This window comes from Streptomyces sp. EDA2-14 (assembly GCF_054963755.1).
This window is the reverse complement of record NZ_JBUEGE010000027.1, coordinates 1-17704: the sequence shown is the minus strand read 5'-3', so window position 1 is coordinate 17704 and position 17704 is coordinate 1. Positions and strand designations below refer to the sequence as shown.

12 protein-coding genes and 1 pseudogene are annotated in these 17704 nt (G+C 73.3%); 4 read left to right on the top strand and 9 right to left on the bottom strand.

Annotation, left to right across the window (positions count from 1 at the left end):
- The first annotated feature begins 52 nt into the window (after window positions 1-52).
- The 4 genes from ACY34M_RS38350 to ACY34M_RS38335 are packed head-to-tail and all read left to right on the top strand — an operon-like array spanning window position 53 to window position 9430.
- Window positions 53-850 (top strand): TylF/MycF family methyltransferase, encoded by a 798-nt coding sequence (locus ACY34M_RS38350; protein WP_462723060.1) that lies wholly within the window; start codon window positions 53-55, stop codon window positions 848-850.
- Entirely contained in the window at window positions 847-5643 is a 4797-nt protein-coding gene (locus ACY34M_RS38345; RefSeq protein ID WP_462723061.1) for a MupA/Atu3671 family FMN-dependent luciferase-like monooxygenase, read from the top strand. The genes ACY34M_RS38350 and ACY34M_RS38345 overlap by 4 nt, the downstream gene beginning before the upstream one ends.
- Window positions 5643-8684, top strand: a complete 3042-nt coding sequence (locus ACY34M_RS38340) for a type I polyketide synthase (protein ID WP_462723062.1) — start codon at window positions 5643-5645, stop codon at window positions 8682-8684. The genes ACY34M_RS38345 and ACY34M_RS38340 overlap by 1 nt, the downstream gene beginning before the upstream one ends.
- Complete coding sequence (locus ACY34M_RS38335; RefSeq protein WP_462723063.1) at window positions 8681-9430, top strand: hypothetical protein; 750 nt, start codon at window positions 8681-8683, stop codon at window positions 9428-9430. Before ACY34M_RS38340 ends, ACY34M_RS38335 begins: the two co-directional genes overlap by 4 nt.
- 10 nt (window positions 9431-9440) lie before the next feature.
- Here ACY34M_RS38335 and ACY34M_RS38330 read toward each other — a convergent pair whose 3' ends face one another.
- The 9 genes and pseudogenes from ACY34M_RS38330 to ACY34M_RS38290 all read right to left on the bottom strand — a co-directional run.
- Window positions 9441-10385: an EamA family transporter gene (locus tag ACY34M_RS38330; RefSeq protein WP_462723064.1), complete on the bottom strand. Its 945-nt coding sequence runs from the start codon at window positions 10383-10385 to the stop codon at window positions 9441-9443.
- Window positions 10382-11611 carry an ATP-grasp domain-containing protein gene (locus ACY34M_RS38325; RefSeq protein WP_462723065.1) on the bottom strand — a complete coding sequence of 410 codons (1230 nt, stop codon included), beginning with the start codon at window positions 11609-11611 and terminating at the stop codon, window positions 10382-10384. Before ACY34M_RS38325 ends, ACY34M_RS38330 begins: the two co-directional genes overlap by 4 nt.
- On the bottom strand, window positions 11608-13074 hold the full coding sequence (locus ACY34M_RS38320; protein WP_462723066.1) for an FAD/NAD(P)-binding protein: 1467 nt from the start codon (window positions 13072-13074) through the stop codon (window positions 11608-11610). The genes ACY34M_RS38325 and ACY34M_RS38320 overlap by 4 nt, the downstream gene beginning before the upstream one ends.
- Window positions 13075-13156: 82 nt before the next feature.
- Window positions 13157-13885, bottom strand: a complete 729-nt coding sequence (locus ACY34M_RS38315) for an IclR family transcriptional regulator (protein ID WP_462723067.1) — start codon at window positions 13883-13885, stop codon at window positions 13157-13159.
- Complete coding sequence (locus ACY34M_RS38310) at window positions 13882-14262, bottom strand: nuclear transport factor 2 family protein (RefSeq protein WP_462723068.1); 381 nt, start codon at window positions 14260-14262, stop codon at window positions 13882-13884. Before ACY34M_RS38310 ends, ACY34M_RS38315 begins: the two co-directional genes overlap by 4 nt.
- Before the next feature lie 5 nt (window positions 14263-14267).
- Window positions 14268-15443, bottom strand: a complete 1176-nt coding sequence (locus tag ACY34M_RS38305) for a LeuA family protein (protein WP_462723069.1) — start codon at window positions 15441-15443, stop codon at window positions 14268-14270.
- Window positions 15444-15714: 271 nt separating this feature from the next.
- Window positions 15715-16929: an MFS transporter gene (locus ACY34M_RS38300; protein WP_462723070.1), complete on the bottom strand. Its 1215-nt coding sequence runs from the start codon at window positions 16927-16929 to the stop codon at window positions 15715-15717.
- 32 nt (window positions 16930-16961) lie between these two features.
- Window positions 16962-17375, bottom strand: a complete 414-nt coding sequence (locus ACY34M_RS38295; RefSeq protein ID WP_462723071.1) for a DUF2000 domain-containing protein — start codon at window positions 17373-17375, stop codon at window positions 16962-16964.
- A gap of 136 nt (window positions 17376-17511) precedes the next feature.
- Window positions 17512-17704 (bottom strand): annotated as a pseudogene (locus ACY34M_RS38290) (hypothetical protein); the annotation flags it as partial.

Below are 17704 nucleotides of genomic sequence, written 5' to 3'. Positions count from 1 at the left end.
GCGAAGCCTCCTTATGGTCGAGGGCCACTGGTGCCCTGACCGGAAGGTTTCCGTGCCCGAGACCGCGCAGCTGTACCTGGACCTGATGAAGCGGGTCCTGACCAACACGATCTACGAGGACGCTCCGATCCCGGCGAGCTGGGCCCCGGCGAAGGAGTACGACGAGCTCAACCGCAGACTCGGCGTGGACTGGCCGAGCGCGGCGCACACCATGGTGGGCGCGCGCCGCCTGGAGAACGTCCAGCACTGCGTGGAGACGGTGCTGCGCGACGCGGTGCCGGGCGACTTCATCGAGACCGGTGTGTGGCGGGGCGGCACCTGCATCTTCATGCGCGCGGTCCTCAAGGCCCACGGCGTCGAGGACCGGCGGGTGTGGGTCGCGGACTCGTTCCAGGGGATGCCGCCCGCCGACGAGGCGGGGCACGACGGTGACCGTGAACTCGCCACGGACCGCTACAACGCCTTCCTGGCCACGGACCTGAACACGGTCCGCGGGAACTTCGAGCGCTACGGCCTGCTCGACGGACAGGTGGAGTTCCTGCCCGGCTGGTTCAAGGACACGCTGCCCACCGCGCCCATCGACCGGCTCGCGGTGCTGCGCCTGGACAGCGACCTCTACGAGTCGACCATGGAGACCCTCGTCCACCTGTACCCGAAGCTGTCGCCCGGCGGCTTCGTCATCGTCGACGACTACCACATCCCGGTCTGCCGGGAGGCCGTGCACGACTGGCGCGCACAGCACGGGGTCGACGATCCGATCGAGGACATCGACGGACTCGGCGCGTTCTGGCGCCGTGCCGGAAGCGGCCGCACCGGAAGCGGTCAGGTCGAGGGAGGGCGTGCGCGGTGACGGCTCAGCGGCAGGACGTGCTCGATCTGGTTGCCGAGCGGATCGGCGTACCCGGCGGGCACATCGACCCGGGGCGGACGTTCGTGGAGTCGGGCGCCGACTCGCTCACCCTGATGGCTCTGGCCCGCGAGGTGGAGGCCAGGTGGGGCGTGCGGGTTCCGGTGCGTGAGCTCTTCGAAGGGGCCGAGACCCCGGACAAGTTGGCGGACCGGGTGGCGGGACCACCGCCGGTGGCACCGCAGACGGTGGCACCGCAGACGGTGACACCGCCGATGGTGACGCCGCCGGCGGTGGCGCCCCAGCCACGGGTTCCGGACGCGGCGGACCCCGGCTCCGTGCTCGACGTGATCAACGGTCAGCTCCGGTTCACCGAGAACATGCTGGACACCTTCGCCCGGCTCGCCGCAGACCAGCTGCGGGCGCTGGAGAGCGCTGTCACTCCGGCCACGGCCGCGGCCCCGGCGCCGGCCCCGATCCCGGTCGCGCCCGCCGCACCTGTCGCCTCGCCCGCCGCCGCACCCACCCCCGTACCGTCACCCGGCATCCAACAAGCCGCTGACGGACCGGACTTCAGCCTGTACTTCTTCGGCGACTATCCGGCCCGGGACGCCGCCGTCGACTACGGTCACCTGCTCGACGCGGCCGTCTTCGCCGACGAGCACGACTTCCACGCCGTGTGGATCCCCGAGCGCCACTTCGACTCCTTCGGCGGCCTGTTCCCCAACCCCTCGGTCCTCGCCGCGGCCCTGGCGGCACGCACCTCACGGGTGCGGCTGCACGCCGGATCGGTCGTGCTGCCGCTGCACCACCCGCTGCGGGTCGCCGAGGAGTGGTCCGTCGTGGACAACCTGTCCGGCGGACGCGTCGGCCTCGGCTTCGCGTCGGGCTGGCACGCCCGCGACTTCGTCCTCGCGCCGGAGCACTACGGCCGCCAGCGCGACGTCCTCTACGAGCACTTGGACGTGTTCCGGCAGTGGTGGTCGGGCCGCCCCGTGTCCGTACGCTCCGGTACCGGCGAGCAGCTCGACGTGACGCTGCATCCCCGGCCCGTACAGCAGGAACCGCCCCTGGCCGTGGCGGTCCTCGCCAACCCGGAGAGCTTCGAGCGGGCCGCGGCCGCCGGGCTCGACGTGGTCACCAACCTCATGGTGCAGAGCATCGACGACCTGCGGGACAACATCGCCCGCTACCGGCGGACCCGGGCGGCACACGGCCTCGACCCGGCGGCGGGCCGGGTCACCGTACTCGTGCACAGCTACGTCACCGACGACGCCGAGCGCGCCGTCGCCGAGGCGCGGGAGCCCTTCCGCCGCTATCTGCGCTCCTCGCTGCAACTGTTCGACACCATGGCCAACAGCCTCGGGATCGACGTCGACCTGGCCGCGACCCCCGAGGACGACCTCACGTTCGTCCTCGACCGGGCCTACGAGAGCTACCGCCGCGAACGCGCCCTCATCGGCGACCCGTCGAGCGTCGCGCCGGTGCTCGACACCCTCGCCGACGCCGGGGTGGACGAAGTGGGGTGCTTCATCGACTTCGGTGTCGACCCGCGCAAGATGCTCGACGCGCTGCCGTACCTCGACGAGGTGCGCAGACGCGGCGCCCGGCGCCCGGCCGACGGTAAGACGGACGCGGCTCCCGCGCCGCACGCCCCGAAGCTGCGGAAGACACCGCCGCGCTCCGTGCCCGCCACGGCCCTGCAACGCAGGATGTGGCTCCTGGAGCAGATGCAGGACGGTCGGCACACCTACCACGAACCCAAGGCGCTCCTCCTGGAGGGCGCCCTCGACGAGGACGCGCTGCGGGTGGCGCTGCGGCGCACCGTGGACCGGCACCCGCAGCTGCGCACCGTCTTCAGGGACGACGAGGCCGACGGCGACCTGCGGCAGATCACGCTCGACTCCGTCCGCCTCGACTGCCCGGTCGTGAACGTGACGGGCCTGGACGACGCCACCGCCCTGGAGCGGCTGCGCGATCTCGCGGACGCCTCGGACATCGACCTGAGAGAGGGCCCGTTGCTCCGGGCCTGGCTCGGCCGGATCGCACCGGACCGGCATCTGCTGTACCTCGTCGCCCACCACATCGTCTTCGACGCGCTGTCCACGCCGGTGTTCCTCGCGGACGTCGCCGCGTTCTACCGGGCCTGGCCGGGGGAGCCGGACGGCCTCGGGGCGGCACCTTCGTGGCAACCGCACGAGCCGGAACCGGGCGACGCCGAGCGGGCGCTGGCCTTCTGGCGGCGCGAGTTGGCCGACGCTCCCGTGCTGGCGCTGCCGCTCGACCGTCCCCGTACGGAGGCGGTCCCGGCCGCCGGCGAGGCGTTCACGTACGACCTGGACGCCGAACTCGCAGCCCGTATACGGCAGTTCAGCCGTGCGGCGGGCTGCACCGTGTTCAGCTCGCTGCTCGCGGCCGTCGGTGCGGTGCTCGGCCGGTTCGCGCACCAGGACGACGTCGTCATCGGCACGGCCGTCAGTCGCCGCCCGGCCGACGCCGCGAACGTCATCGGCATGTTCGTGGAGAGCGTCGCCCTCCGCCTCGACCTGTCCGGCGACCCGTGCTTCGCGGACGTCGTGCGGCGCGCGCGGGACCGCACGAGCGGCGCCGTCGAGCACCTCGACGCCCCCTTCGACCAGGTCGTCGACGCCCTCGCCCCCGACCGGGAGCCCGGCGTGCACCCGCTGTTCCAGGTGATGGTGGAGTACGAGGGGGACGACACGGCGAGCCGTCCCGACTTCGCCGGCACAGGGCTGACCGCGCGGACGCTCGACGTGGCCCGGCGGCAGGCGCCGTTCGACCTGTCCTGGTACCTGTCCGACCGCGCCGACGGCCTGCGCTGCGCCGTCGAGTACGACACCCGCCTCTTCGACGAGTCCACCGTGCGACGCCTCGTCGAGTACGTCGAGCACCTGCTGCGCCACGCCGTCGAGGCGCCCGGGCAGCGGCTGTCCGCACTGCCCGCCCTGACCACCGGGGACCGGGCGGACTGGGCCGTGGCCCACGGCGAGCCGACCGAGGACACACCCGCCTGCCTGCATCAACTCTTCGAGGAGCAGGCGCGGTCGACTCCGGACGCGGTGGCGGTGGCCGGAGCCGGTGACCGGATCGCCTACGGCGAGCTCGACGCCGCAGCGAACCGGCTCGCACACCGACTGGTCGAGCGGGGAGTGGCCGCGGGGGACCGGGTGGGCGTGCTGCTGCCCCGCGGCACCCGTTTCGTCACCGCGGTCCTGGCCGTGCTCAAGTGCGGCGCCGCGTACGTGCCCGTGGACCGCGCCCAGCCCGACCGGCGACGCCACTTCGTCCTGACGGACAGCCGGGTCGCGCTCGTGGTCACCGACGAGGAGGGCGCGGGCGGCGAACTGCCCTGCCCCGTCCAGCTCGTCGACGACGTCGGCACCGAACTGCCGACGACGCCGCCCGACCGGCCCCGCGACCCGGAGACGGCCGCGTACCACATCTACACCTCCGGAACGAGCGGGCAGCCCAAGGCCGTTGTCGTGCTGCACCGCGGACCGGCCAACCTGATCCGCTGGCAGCTGCGGACCCTGGGCGCGCTGCGCACGGCGCAGTGGGCCTCGCCGGGGTTCGACGTCAGCGTGCAGGAGATCTTCGCGACGCTGGCCTCCGGCGCCGCGCTGATCACCCTCGACGACGAGACGCGCTACGACCCGGCGGCCGTCGCCGAGGAACTGCGCCACCACGAGGTCGAGCGGCTCAGCATCCCGTACACACCCCTGCGGCACCTCGCGCCCCACCTCACCGAAGTCCCCTCGCTGCGGCAGCTGCTGATCGGCGGGGAGCCGCTCGTGCTCACCCCTGAACTGCGGGCGCTGGCCACCGCACGCCCGGACCTCGAACTGCACAACCACTACGGCCCCACCGAGTCCTCCGTCGTGGTCGTGGCGCACCGGGTCACGCTCGACGACACGACGACGCACGCGCCGATCGGCCGCCCCGTCGACAACGTCCTGGTACGCGTCGTGGACGACGCGGACCGCCCGGCCCCCGTCGGGGCACGCGGTGAACTCCTGGTCGGCGGAGCCCAGGTGGCGCTCGGCTACTTCGACCGGCCGGAACTGACGCGGGAGCGGTTCGTCGCGGATCCGGTCGGTGAACTGCCCGGGCCGTTCTACCGCACCGGCGACCTGGTGCGGCTGCGCCCGGACGGGCTGCTCGACTGCCTCGGGCGGATCGACGACCAGGTGAAGATCCGCGGTCACCGCGTGGAACCCGACGAAGTGCAGTGTCTGCTCGCCGCGCTGCCGGGCGTCAGGGAGGCGGCCGTGCTCGCCCGTCCGGACCGGTCGGGCGAGACCGAACTCGCCGCCTACGTCGCCCTGGAGACGGCACCCGACACCGTCGACCCGCTGCCCGCCCTGCGGCAGGAGCTGGCCGCGACGGTCCCCGGCTACCTGGTCCCGCAGTCCTGGACCCGGCTGGAGCGGCTCCCGTACACCGTGCACGGCAAGCTCGACCGGGACGCGCTGCTCGCCCTGCGCGACGGCGCCGCGCCCGCCGTGCCCTCCGCCGACGCGACCACGTCCGGCGACCCGGACGCGCACCTGCACGGGGCGCTGCGCAAGCTGTGGGCCGTGGAGCTCGGCCGGGACGACGCGGACCGACTCGACCTCGACCTCTCCTTCTTCGACCTCGGCGGCAACTCCCTCTCCGCGGTACGGCTGTTGGAGCGGATCAGGGCCGAGCACGGGCAGCGCGTCCTGGTCGCGGACTTCTTCCGCGCCCCCACTGTCCGTGCGCTGGCGCGGCGGCTGCGAACGGAGGAGTCCTGATGGCGCCGCGCACCGCGGGGGAGTGGCGCGCGCTGGTGCGTACGGCCGTCGAGGACATGCTGGCGGGCCCCGCCGACCCGGACACGTCCTTCTTCGACCTGGGGCTCAGCTCCTTCGGCCTGACGCGGATACGCCTCGCCCTGCAACGGCAGCTCGGCCGTGACCTGCCCGACAGCACGCTCTTCGACCACGCCAGCGTGTCCGCGCTGGCCGCACACCTGTCCGCCGGGCCGGCGGACCCCGTCCCCGCGCCCGCCCCGGCCGCCGCCCCGCCCGGCGGCGAGCGGCGCGTCGCGGTGATCGGCATGGCCGTCCGGTTCCCCGGCGCCCCGGACCTGGACACGTACTGGCGCAATCTGCGGGACGGGGTCTGCGCCGTGCGCACCCTCGGGCCGGAGGCCGGGCACGCGGCCGGGGTGCTCGACGACGTCGACCGGTTCGACGCGGCGTTCTTCGGCATCGGCGGCCGGGAGGCCGAGCAGACCGACCCCGCGCACCGGATCTTCCTGGAGGTCTGCCAGAACGCCCTCGAGCACGGCGGGTACGCCGACCGCGAGGCGGCCCGCCGGGTCGGTGTCTACGCGGGCTCCGGGATGAACCTGTACGGTCCGCAGCCGCCGTACCACGCGCGGCGCGGCGCGGCTGCGGCGGCCGGGACGGAGGACGGGGGAGCCGCGGCCCGCATGCAGGGGCTGATCGGCTCCCAGCAGGACTTCCTGGCCAGCCGGGTGGCGTACCGGCTCGGACTCACCGGCGCCGCCGTGAGCGTGCAGACCGCGTGCTCGACGTCGCTCGTCGCGGTGCACCTGGCCGCACAGTCGCTGCTGACCGGCGAGAACGACCTGGCGCTCGCCGGGGCGGCGGCCGTCCGCCTGCCGCAGGAGGGCGGAGACCGGAGCGAACCCGGGTTCATCCTGTCGCCGAGCGGTGTGTGCCGGGCCTTCGACGCCGCGTCCGACGGCACCGTCGGCGGCAGCGGAGTCGCCGCGGTGCTGCTGAAACGGCTCGACCGGGCCCTCGCGGACGGCGACGACATCCACGCCGTCCTGCTCGGCTCCGCGGTCAACAACGACGGCGACGCCAAGGCGGGCTTCACCGCGCCCGGCGTGCGCGGACACGTCGACGCGGTGCGGGCGGCGCTCGACCGGGCCGGGGTCGAGCCCGCGTCGGTCGGCTACGTCGAGGCACACGGGACGGGCACCGAACTGGGCGACCGGGTCGAATTCACGGCGCTGGCCCGCGGCTACCGGCGAACGGACGGGGAGACCGGGCGCTGCGGAATCGGCTCCGTGAAACCCTCCGTGGGCCATCTGGACACCTGCGCGGGGATGGCGGGCCTGGTCAAGACGGTGCTGATGCTCCGCCACCGCACGCTGGTACCGACCGTCGGGCACACCGCGCCGGACCCCGAACTGCCGTGGACACAGAGCCCGTTCCGACTCGTCACGGCGGCCGGCCCATGGCAGGCCGAGGGCGACACCCCGCTGCGGGCGGGCATCAGCGCCCTCGGCTTCGGCGGCACCAACGCCCACCTCGTCCTGGAGGAACCCCCGCCGCGACCGAGGACCGAAGCGGCCCCGCGGCCCGCGGTCCTGCCGCTCAGCGCGCACTCCGCCGACGCGCTGCACCGCTACGCCCGCGCCCTGCGCGACCATCTGCGCGCCCACCCGGCACTCCCGGCCCACGACGTCGCGACGAGCCTCGCCACGGGACGCGCGCACCTGCCGCTGCGCACCGTGGTGCACGGGACCGACGCCCATGAACTGGCCGACAGCCTCGACGAGTTCCTCGACGGATCCGCCGCCGCGCACCCCGCGCGTGAAGCGACGGAGCCCGCCTTCGCCTTCTGCGGCCAGGGGGTGCCCGTGGCCGGAGCGGCCCTCGGCTGGTACCACGAACACCCTGCCGTACGGGACGTGGTCGACGCCTGCGAGGAGTCCCTGCGCGCGGACGGGCACCCCGGTGTCCGCGACCTCCTCCTCGCCCCGGCCGCCGTGGAGTCGGCGCCGGACGTCCAACCGGCGCTGTTCGCCGTGCAGGTGGCGCAGGCGGCGCTCTGGCGGTCGTACGGGATCGAGCCCGCCGCCGTACTCGGGCACAGCCTCGGTGAACTGGCCGCGCTGTGCGTGGCCGGTGCCTTCCCGGTCGAGGACGGCATCCGGTTCGCGGCGGAACGGGGCCGGATCATGGCCGACGCCCGGTGCGAGGGGCGCATGCTGGCGGTCGCGGCGGACGCGACGACCGTGGCCGAGGCCGCGGCGGACGGCGGGGTGGACATCGCCGCGGCCAACGGCCCCCGCTCCCACGTCCTGTCCGGACCGGCACACCTGATCAACGAGGTGTCCGCCCGGCTCACCGAACGAGGCCTTGCGTGCCGTGAGCTGGCGGTGGACCGGGCGTTCCACTCGGCGTGCCTGGACGCGGTGCTGCCCGGGCTGCGGGAGGCAGCAGCCCGGATCCGGTACACCCCCTCGCACACGCAGTGCGGCGACAGCGCCGCCGGTCGTGTCCTGCCCGTCGGCACCGTCGTCGACGCGGACCATCTGGTGCGCCAGGCGCGGCGGCCCGTGCGCTACGCCGACACCCTCGCGGCCGTGCACGCGCTGGGGCACACGGACTTCGTCGAGCTGGGCCCCGGCGACGTGCTGACCCGGCTGAGCCGCGCCGCGCTTCCCGGCACGGGATGGTCCTCCGGCCGCGGGAGCGCCGCCGAGGCCGTGGGCGCGCTGTACCGGCACGGCATCCGCTTCGACTGGACACGCGTGACGGCGGGGCGGCGCGTCTCCCTGCCGGGACGGCCCTTCCAGGGTGAGCGCTTCACGGTCCCGGACCCGGCCGCGCGGCCCGCTCAGGCCGCGCCTCCCGCACCCCCGGCCACTCCCGCCCCGGACGGCGCGGCACCGCAGGCCCGCCTCGCCGTACGGCAGTTGGAGACGCTGGGGCGGCTGCTCGACACCTCCGAGGCACTCATGGCCGGTCAGCTGCGCGCCGTGGTGGCGGCACGCCCGACCGGCCCCGACCGAAGGGACGCACAGCGATGAACCGACCCCAGCCGCCCACCCTGCTGGTGCTCGACTACCCGGGCTACCGGGCCGAGGCGCGCTTCGCCGAGCTGCGGCTGCCCACTGAACGGGCCGTCGTACGGAACCTGCTGGACGGGCCGCTGCCCCGGCACACGCGCGGCGACGCCTACGCGCGGGCGCTCCTCGACGGCGCGGGGCCCCGGGTCGCCGCGGTGGCCGCGTACTGCGCCTCCGCGCCGCTCGCCTTCGCGGTGGCCGCGCAGGTGCGCGGCACCGAACCGGGCCTGCCGCCCCGGCTGCTGCTCCTGGACGCCGAACCCGACACCCGTACGCCCCTGGTGACCAGCCACCGGCAGGCACTGGGGCAGTTCGGCGTGCCCGGGGACCGGCTGCCGGGGGTCGAGGTCCTCGCGGCGCTCGACGACGATCCGGAGGGCGTGGTCGACACCTTGGTGACTCAGGTGCGCGAGCACGCCGTCGCCGCGCTGCGCCCGGTGAGCGACGACGAGCGGGAGGCGGTGGCGGGCGCGGAACAGATGGCGGCGGCGTACGAGACATGGACCCGGCACCTGGTCGCCGCGCACCACACGCGCGTGGCCGACTGGCCCGGCGACGTCGAGCACATCCGGTCGGCGGACTCCGAGGGCGGGATCTTCCCGCACGGCGCGCGCACGGTCCGCCAGACGTGGATCGATGTCGCCCGCAAGGACCTGCTGCGCTGCGAGCAGACCGGCGCGGCGGTCCTCGCGGTGCTGGACGGCTGACGCGCCACGGTCACCGGGACCGTGCCGCCACCTCGGCCGGCTCCCGGACCGCGCGCGGCGCCACCGGCCGGCGGCCGCCGCGCGCGGACCAGGCCGCGACCACGACCAGTGCGCAGATCAGTGCCAGGGTCAGCGGCCGGAAACCGCCGTGGAAGGAGGCCTCCGCAAGGTACGTGGCGCCGGGCAGGCAGGTGAGGAGGACCATGCTCACCATCGGATCGGTCCGCTGCAGACCGGCCTGGAGCAGGAACAGGGGCACGGTCACCGCGAGCACGCCGGTCACGATCAGCTCCGGTGCCTCCCACGTCGGCCGCTGCCCGTCGGCGGCAGTGCCGAGCAGCAGCAACGCCCCGCACACGTACGTCAGATGGAAGCGGTGCGCCGTGACGCGCACCGCGTCGACCCCCTGGCGGCCCAGGCGGGCCGACACCAGGGCGAGCAGCGCGGCGCCGATCCCCGCGAGCAGCACCAGACCGAGTCCGGCGAGGGCCCGGCCCCGCCCCAGGTCGACGCTGTCGTTGAAGCTGAGGGCGACGGCGAGCCCGGTCAGCGCCAGGAGGAGGGCGCCCGCCCAGGCGCGTCGGCCGGGTCGGGAGCCGAGGCGGGTGAGGCCCAGAAACGCCATGACGAGGGGGCCGACCGCGGTCTCGACCCCGGTCGCCAGCGCGGACGGCACCCAGCTCAGCGCCACGTAGAAGCTGAGGAAGGTGACGGCCGTGAGGACGTTCACGAGGATCAGCGAACCCGCCCGCCAGGGCGGCCGGGCAGACCGGTCCTGGCCCCGGTCGACCCGTCGGCGCAGCAGGAGCACCACGTTGAACACGAGGGCCGCCGCGCCGAACCCGGCACAGGACAGGGCGAGACTGTCGGCCGCCGAGAGCCGGCCCGACACCATGCCGTACACCGTGGCCTGCAGCAGCACCGAGGCCACGATGCACAGCGCCGGCACCCTCACGCCCCCGTCTCCGTGACGCGGTACAGGGCACCGGAGTCCTCCAGGTCGTGCAGGATGCCCAGACTGTGTTCCAGCAGTTCCTGGTCCTCGTGCACGAAGAAGGCGATGCCGCAGCCGCCGGTGGTCAGATGCTCGTGGCTGATGGTGTCACCGGGCACCGGCAGCCGGACCACGCTGTGGAACCCGGGCAGCCGGCGCATCAGCCGCAGCCCGTCGAGGGCCGCGAGGGTGCCGCTGCGATGAGCGCGCAGATACACCTTGGCGAGGGAGCCGACGGGACCGTAGGGCAGGTCGAAGCGGTGCGCGAAGTCGGCCGGGCGCAGCAGCCGTTCGGCGACGAGGTGCGCGCTGCTGTAGCCGTACGCGGCGTGGTAGGCGTCCGCGGACAGGTGGGGGCCCATGAGGCGGGAGTTGACCTCCACCAGACGTGGTCCGCGGGCGGTGAGCATGACCTCGGTGTGCGCCGGGCCCTCGCGCACACCGAGTGCGTCCAGGCAGCGCCGCACGTAGTCGACGAGTTCCTGCTCCGCCTCGTCCAGGGCGGTGCGGGTGATGATGTGCCGCAGCACGGGCTCGCCGTCCAGTCGGTCGATGCGCTCCGCGTACACCTCGGCCACCAGGTGACGACCTCCGGCGCCGACGGTGTTCACGATGTACTGCGCGCCTTCCAGGAACTCCTGGACGAGCACGCCCTCGTTGATCTCGCCCATCAGGTTGCGCCGTCCGACGACGGCGTCGAAGGCGGCGCGGGCCGCCGCCGCGTCCGGGCAGATCCGGCAGCCGTCGCCGCCCGCGCTGCTGAACGGCTTCACCACGACGGGGTAGCCGTCCCACTCGGCCAGGACGCTGCCGAGTTCGTCCGCGCTGTGCACGGCGGCCGTGCGGGCGTGCGGCAGGCCCGCGTCCGCCAGCGCGAGCGCCATCCGGTACTTGTCGCGGCGGGCCGCGCGCAGCTCGTGCCGGTGGTGCGCGAGGCCGAGCCGCTCGGCGATCTCGTCGGCGAGCGTCACCCCGAACTCGCTGCCCGCGACCACCGCCGTGACACCGAGGGCCTTCAACTCATGCGCCGTTGCGTCGAGTTCGTGGTGCGTCAGGGCTTTACGGGGGCGCAGCGGGGCCGCGGGGGTGTGCTCGCGGGTGTACACCTCGACGAAAGAGGCCCCCTCCTCCAGCAGGGCGTCGGCGAGCTGGGCCCCGCTGGAGACAGGGTTGACGAGAGCGATCACAGGGCGGTCCTTTCCACGAGGGGGTGGGGTGCCGAGCCGTCGGGGTGGGCGAGCTGCTCGGCCACGACGGCGGCGTGCTGCGCCGCGGCACGCAGGTAGTTGACGATGGGGTAGCGGCTCGCGGCGCCCGCTCCGACGACCCAGACGCGCTCGGCGTCCTGCCCGGGGCGGAGCCGCAGCCGCAGGTCGTCCAGGAGCTCGGGCGCGGGGCCCGTGCCGCCCTCGCCGATCCGCAGCCCGCCGTCGCCGTCGACGCTCAGGGGCCCGACCCGGTAGCCGGTGGCGCACACCACGTGGTCGAACTCCTCGGCCGTGCCGTCCGGCCGGGTCACCCGCCAGCCGTCGGCGTGCGGCGTCACGGCGGTCGGCGTGCGCGGGGCGACCGCGAGCCGGCCCGTCCGCAGGTGCCCGGCGAGCAGTTCGGCGTTGCGCACGGGGATCGCCGAGATGTAGCGGGACATCAGGGGCCGGTAGCGGGGCAGGATCCGGGCGCGGTCCTGCGCCGACCAGTGCGGCACGGACGCGTTCAGCGTGTCGATGAGTTCGGACATGACGTCCTCCCACGGCACGCCGGCCCGCACGGCCCGGTCGAGCTCCTCGCGCAGCAGCGTCTCGGCGTGCCCACGGGCCAGGGCGGGACGCACCGGCTCGCCCGGGGCCACGGCCCGTACGGCGGACACCATGAGCCGGGTGACCGCCCGGTCGAAGGCGGCGTCACCCTGTCCCGGCCGCGGCCAGGTCCGGGCGCTCAGCCGCGGGGCTGCCGGGCGGCGCAGGCGGTTGCGCACGGCGGGCAGGGCGCCCGACGGGGACGTCATGACGACCTCGCGGTGCCCGCGGCCGCACAGCACGAGGGCCGCGTCGATCGCCGACTGCTTGGTGCCCAGCAACAGCACCCGGGCGTCCTCGGGGATCCGGTGCAGCCGGTGGGCGGGGTGCGGGGACGGGGTGAGGCGGGGATCGTCGGCGTACGCACGCACCAGCGGCGGCAGGTACGGGGTGTCGACCCCGGCGCTGAACACGACGTCGGTGCCGGTCACCGCACCGCCGTCGGCCAGCTCCACCCGGTACTGGCCGCCGTCCGTGCGGCGGACGCCGACGGCACGGTCCCGGATGTGGGCGACGCGTACGCCGCGGCGGCGGGCCTCGCGGGCGAGCCGCAGAAAGCGCTCGCGGCAGTACTGGCCGACGAGGTACCGCGGGACGAACTCGTCCCGGTGCGCGGGGTGCCCGCGGGAGGCGAGATAGGACAGCAGGTCGGAGGGGCCTTCGGCGCGCAGCGACGTGACGTCCACGGACGTGTTGCACAGCAGCGCCGGATCGGTGGTGCCGAACGCGGTGCCGAGCCCCACCGTGCCCGGGGACACGAACGTCACGCGGGACACGGTGGGCAGGGTCGCGAGATGGCTGAAGACGCTCACGGCGGCGGCGCCTGCGCCGACGACGACGATTTGTTTGGTCACGGTTCCCCACTGGGACGAGGTGCGTGCGGGCATGGGAAGGCGCCCGGCCTGGGGTGTGCCGGGCGCCCGGGTCGCGGCCGGGTCAGGCGGCGACGGCCTTGGCGCGCGAGAGCGCGCGTTGGATGGCGGACGTGGCGGGGATGAGCAGCTGTCGGCCATGTCCGACAGCCGTCGTCTCCGGCAGGGTCAGGGTGAGCGCGGCGACTGCCGAGAGGTCGTCGTCGACCACCGGCACCGCGATCGTGGTCCGGTCGGGGCGCGCGTCATCGGCGTGGATGACACAGCCGTACTTGCGGTACTGCAGCAGCCAGGGCCGCACCGTCTCGCCGTCGGCACCCCGGTGGGCGAGGAGCGCGAGACCGCCGGCCGACTCGTCCAGAGGACGGCGCAGCCTGCGCCGTCCCGCGGAGTGCGCGCTGTCGCCGCGTGCCCCCAGGGACTCGACGCACACGGAGTCGCCGCCGTCCTCGACGATCAGCTCGACCTCGCCGCGGGTCGCCTCGGACAGGGACAGCAGGACCGGCAGGGCGGCTTCCCTCAGTTCGATCCGGGCCGTGTGGAGTGCGCCCAGTTCCCACAGGCGCAGCCCGATGCGGTAGCGGCCGTCGGTACCGCGGCTGAGTGCGCCCCAGCTTTCGAGTTCTCCGGTCAGTCGATGGGCGGTCGCCAGCGGAAGGCCCGCCCTCCGGGACAGTTCGGAGAGCGAAAGGCCACTGTGCACCGCGTCGAACGCGCCCAGAATGGCCAGCGCCCGACTGGTCACCGACGTCCCCATGGTCTTGGCGTTGCCAGCCACTATTTCCTCACTCACACCAAGGGAGCGTAGAAATACGTGTCCCGCCGAATGAACAGGTCGTCGGGGCCGAGGGTGAAGAAATCGGCGAATTCCAGGGTCACTTGGCGGCCATTCTTCAACAGTCCCGTGAACTCGCCGGAAACTGCCACCCGGGGCAGCTGCTCGGTCACGGTCGTGACGGTGTGGGTACCGCGCTCGATGATCCGCTCGCTGCGGTAGAAGGACTCCAGCTCGCCGCGTCCGTTCATCGGCTCGTAGCCGGGGCGGCGGTAGACGGCGTCGGGGGAGAAGAGGGCGAGGATGCCGTCCACGTCGTCGGCATCGACCCGCTCGTAGTAGCTGCGCACCAGCTCTTCTGCGGTGCGACGGGCGAGGGAAGGGTGCGGGGACACGGTGCTCACCGGGCCTCGCGCGGCCAGGAGGCGAGCTCTGTGTCGAGCCGCTCGCGCACCACCGACAGGTCCTCGCAGTCGCTGCCGGGCCGGTCGATGATGTGCACCCGGTAGAGCTCCTCCAACTGCTCGTCGGTGGGCACGATCCCGAGGTCGTCGAGGAGGTGGCGCAGCACGGCGCGGCCGGAGTGCCGGCCGATGAGGATCTCCGTCTCGCGGCCGAACCGGGCCGGTTCGACGTACTCGTACGTCTCCGCGTTGCGCAGCAGTCCCTGCTGGTGGATGCCGGCGGCCGTGCCGAAGGCGTAGGTGCCGACGATCGGCTTGTTGCGCGGCTGCTCCAGCTTGATGATCTCGCGCAGCGCGGTGTAGGCCCCGTACATGCCGGCCAGGTCGATGTCCGTGTACGCGCCGTAGAAGTCCTGCTTGTAGGCGAGCGTCGCGGCGAGCTGCTCCAGCGAGGTGTTGCCGGCCCGCTCGCCGATGCCGCCGAGTGTCACCTGGATCTCGTCGGCGCCGGCCTCCATGCCCGCCAGGGCGTTGGCCAGGGACAGGCCGAAGTCGTCGTGGCAGTGCGTGGACAGGCGGATGTCCGGCGCCCACGCGCGGAACTTGGCGATGAGTTCGCCGTACTCCCCGGGCACCATGGCGCCCACGGTGTCGGGGACGACGATGCAGCTGGCGCCGGCCTCGAGCACGGCCTCGGTGATGTTGCGCAGGTGGTCGTCGGCGCCGCGGGTGGCGTCCTCGATCGCCACCGCGACCTCTTCGACCCCGTAGGACTTGGCGAAGTTGACGACATCGACGATCTCCGTGATCGCCTCCGCGCGGGTGATTCCCCGCTTGTGCTCCAGGTGGATGTCGCTGCCGACGGTGACGGTCTCGACCTGGTGGCGCTCGGTGCCGCCGGCGTCCACCGCGGCCGCCACGTCGGCGCGTACGGCCCGGCAGAAGGTGACGAACTGAGCATGCTTCAGATTCTTCGAGATGAGCCGGGTGGCCTCGAAGTCCCGCGGCGAGGCGGCCGGGAAACCGGCCTCGATCCGGTCGGCCCCCAACTGCTCGATACGCAAGGCCATTTCGAGCTTCTGCTCGGGAGTCATGGCATTGCCCGGGGCCTGCTCGCCGTCGCGCAAGGTCGTGTCGAATACGGATATGCGTCGCGCCGCAGAGGACGGCATGTTTCTCCCATGGTCAGGTGGCAGGAAACAGGATGGCTGTGCGGGCCGCTTGCCTGTGTTCGATCAGGACCGTAACCCAGCCTGAAGGGCGCCGGGGGCGGCCGAAAACTTCCTGCGGGAAATTCGTCGAAAGAGCTCGCAGGTATTCGGCAAGGTGCCCCCGGGCTCGCGTGGAAGCGAATGAACCGTCAATCGTCCGAGGGGACTTGAGCCGCCATGTGATCCGTGCGTCTCAGTATGTGGAATGCCGGGGTGGTGGGGTGCGGGGGAGTCAGGCCGCGGAGCGGCGCTCGATCGCCGGCACGGCGGCGCCCAGCGCGAGACAGGCGACCGCCAGGCCGCACACGCCGTGCCAGTGCCAGGCCCCGTAGACGACGGGGGCGACGGCCGACGCGGTGGCGCCGCCGCCGAACACCGCGACGACATAAGCGGTGTTGGCGGTGGACGGAGTGTCGGTCGCGGTGAGCGCGCGCGTCTGGTTGGCCACGTGCCCTGCCACGAGACCCGCGTGGATCAGCACACCGGCCACGCACAGCGCGGCGATGCCGCGGTTGCCGAACCAGAAGAACGGCACCGACAGCGCCACGACGACCAGGGAGTACTCGGCGACCTTCCGGGCGCCGAACCGGTCGACGAGGCGGCCCGAGACCGGGGCGACCGCGCTGGCCGCGAGGCCGAACAGGCCGAACAGGCCCGCCGACGCCGTCGACCAGTGGTAGGTGCTCCCCGTGAGGAGCAGGGCCATGGTGGTCCACAGCGCCGACCACACCCCGTACATCGCGCCCTGGCTCAGACAGGCCCGGCGCAGGGCGGCCGAGGAGCCGAGCACCCGCGCCACATCGGCGATCGCGGCCAGTGGACGGGGCTTCTTGCGGGCGCGCGTCTCGGTCGGCAGCACCGCGTACGCGGCGAGCCCGACGAGAACGGTGAGCACGCCCGCCGTCACATAGACGGCGCGCCAGCCGTACGCCTGTCCCGCGAGCCCGCCGAGGACCCGGACCGCCACCCAGCCGGTGAACATGCCGCAGATCAGGGCGGCGACGTACTGTCCGCGCCGTTCGGCGGGCGCCCGCTCGGACACCAGCGGGACGAGCAGCTGGGGCACCGTGGTGGTGGCACTGGCGACGAGCACCGCGCAGGCCAGCAGGCGCAGGTCAGGCGAGACTCCGGCCACGGCGAGCGCGACGCCGGAGGTCAGCGACAAGACGGCGATCATGCGTCGGCGGGAGAGGCTGTCCCCGAGCGGTACGAAGAGGATGAGGCCCGCCGCGTAGCCGAACTGCGCGACCGACACGATCCACCCGGCGGTGGACGGGGACACATGGTAGGAGCGGGCTATCTGGTTCAGGAGCGGGGCGGCGAGATAGATGGTCGATGCGGTCACCGCGGTGCACACGGCGAGCACCGTCAGAAACAGGACGGCGGACGTCCTGCGCGGGGCGGCGGAGGGTATGTGGACGGAAGGGGACTCGGCGTCGGTGGTCATGGGGCTCCTCTGAGTGGTGGCGGCGGTGAGCTTCAGCGGTAGAGGCTCAGCCGCCCCGTGAGGGAGTCCACGTCCTGCCGAGGGCCGAACAGCATCAACCCCAGGTAACGGATGTCCTCCGGCTTGGTGCCGCTGAGGGAGTCCAGGAACGCCTCGTACGTGCGGGACTCCTGGGCCACGTGGTTCATGTCGACGACCACCAACTCCGCCTGCCGGCTCGCCTGTTCGTGCAGGGTGCGCAGCTGCTCGGTGGTGGCCTTCAGGACGGGCACGGCATGTGTGCTCATGCCGGGGCGGACGTGTCCCGTCGCGTCCCGGCTCTCCCCGCCGACCAGGTCGGGAACGTGACGGCCGAGACTGATCCCCAGCAGCGCCGCGGTGTTCAGGGCGACGCCCGTGGGGAGATCCTTGGCGATGACGGTGACGACTTTGGTCGGCAGGGGCATGGCTGTACCTTCTTGGTTCGTTGCAGCAGTGTCGTGAGGGCGCCCGCACAGGAGGCTAGGCGCTCGGTGAACTGCGTGCCCCGTCCCATGAACGTCCTTCGAATACGGTCGGACGCCCCCTGGTACGGCCGAACTTTCAGTGGGTGACGGACAGGTCCGGCGGAACGGTGTTCGGCTTGAAGGCCGGGCGCCGCGTCTCGTATGCGGTGATGGCCGGTTCATGTCGCAGGGTGATGCTGATGTCGTCGAGGCCGTTCAGCAGCCGCCAGCGGGAGTTCTCGTCCAGCTCGAAGGAGGCGGTGATGCCCTCGGCGCGCACCTCGCGGGCT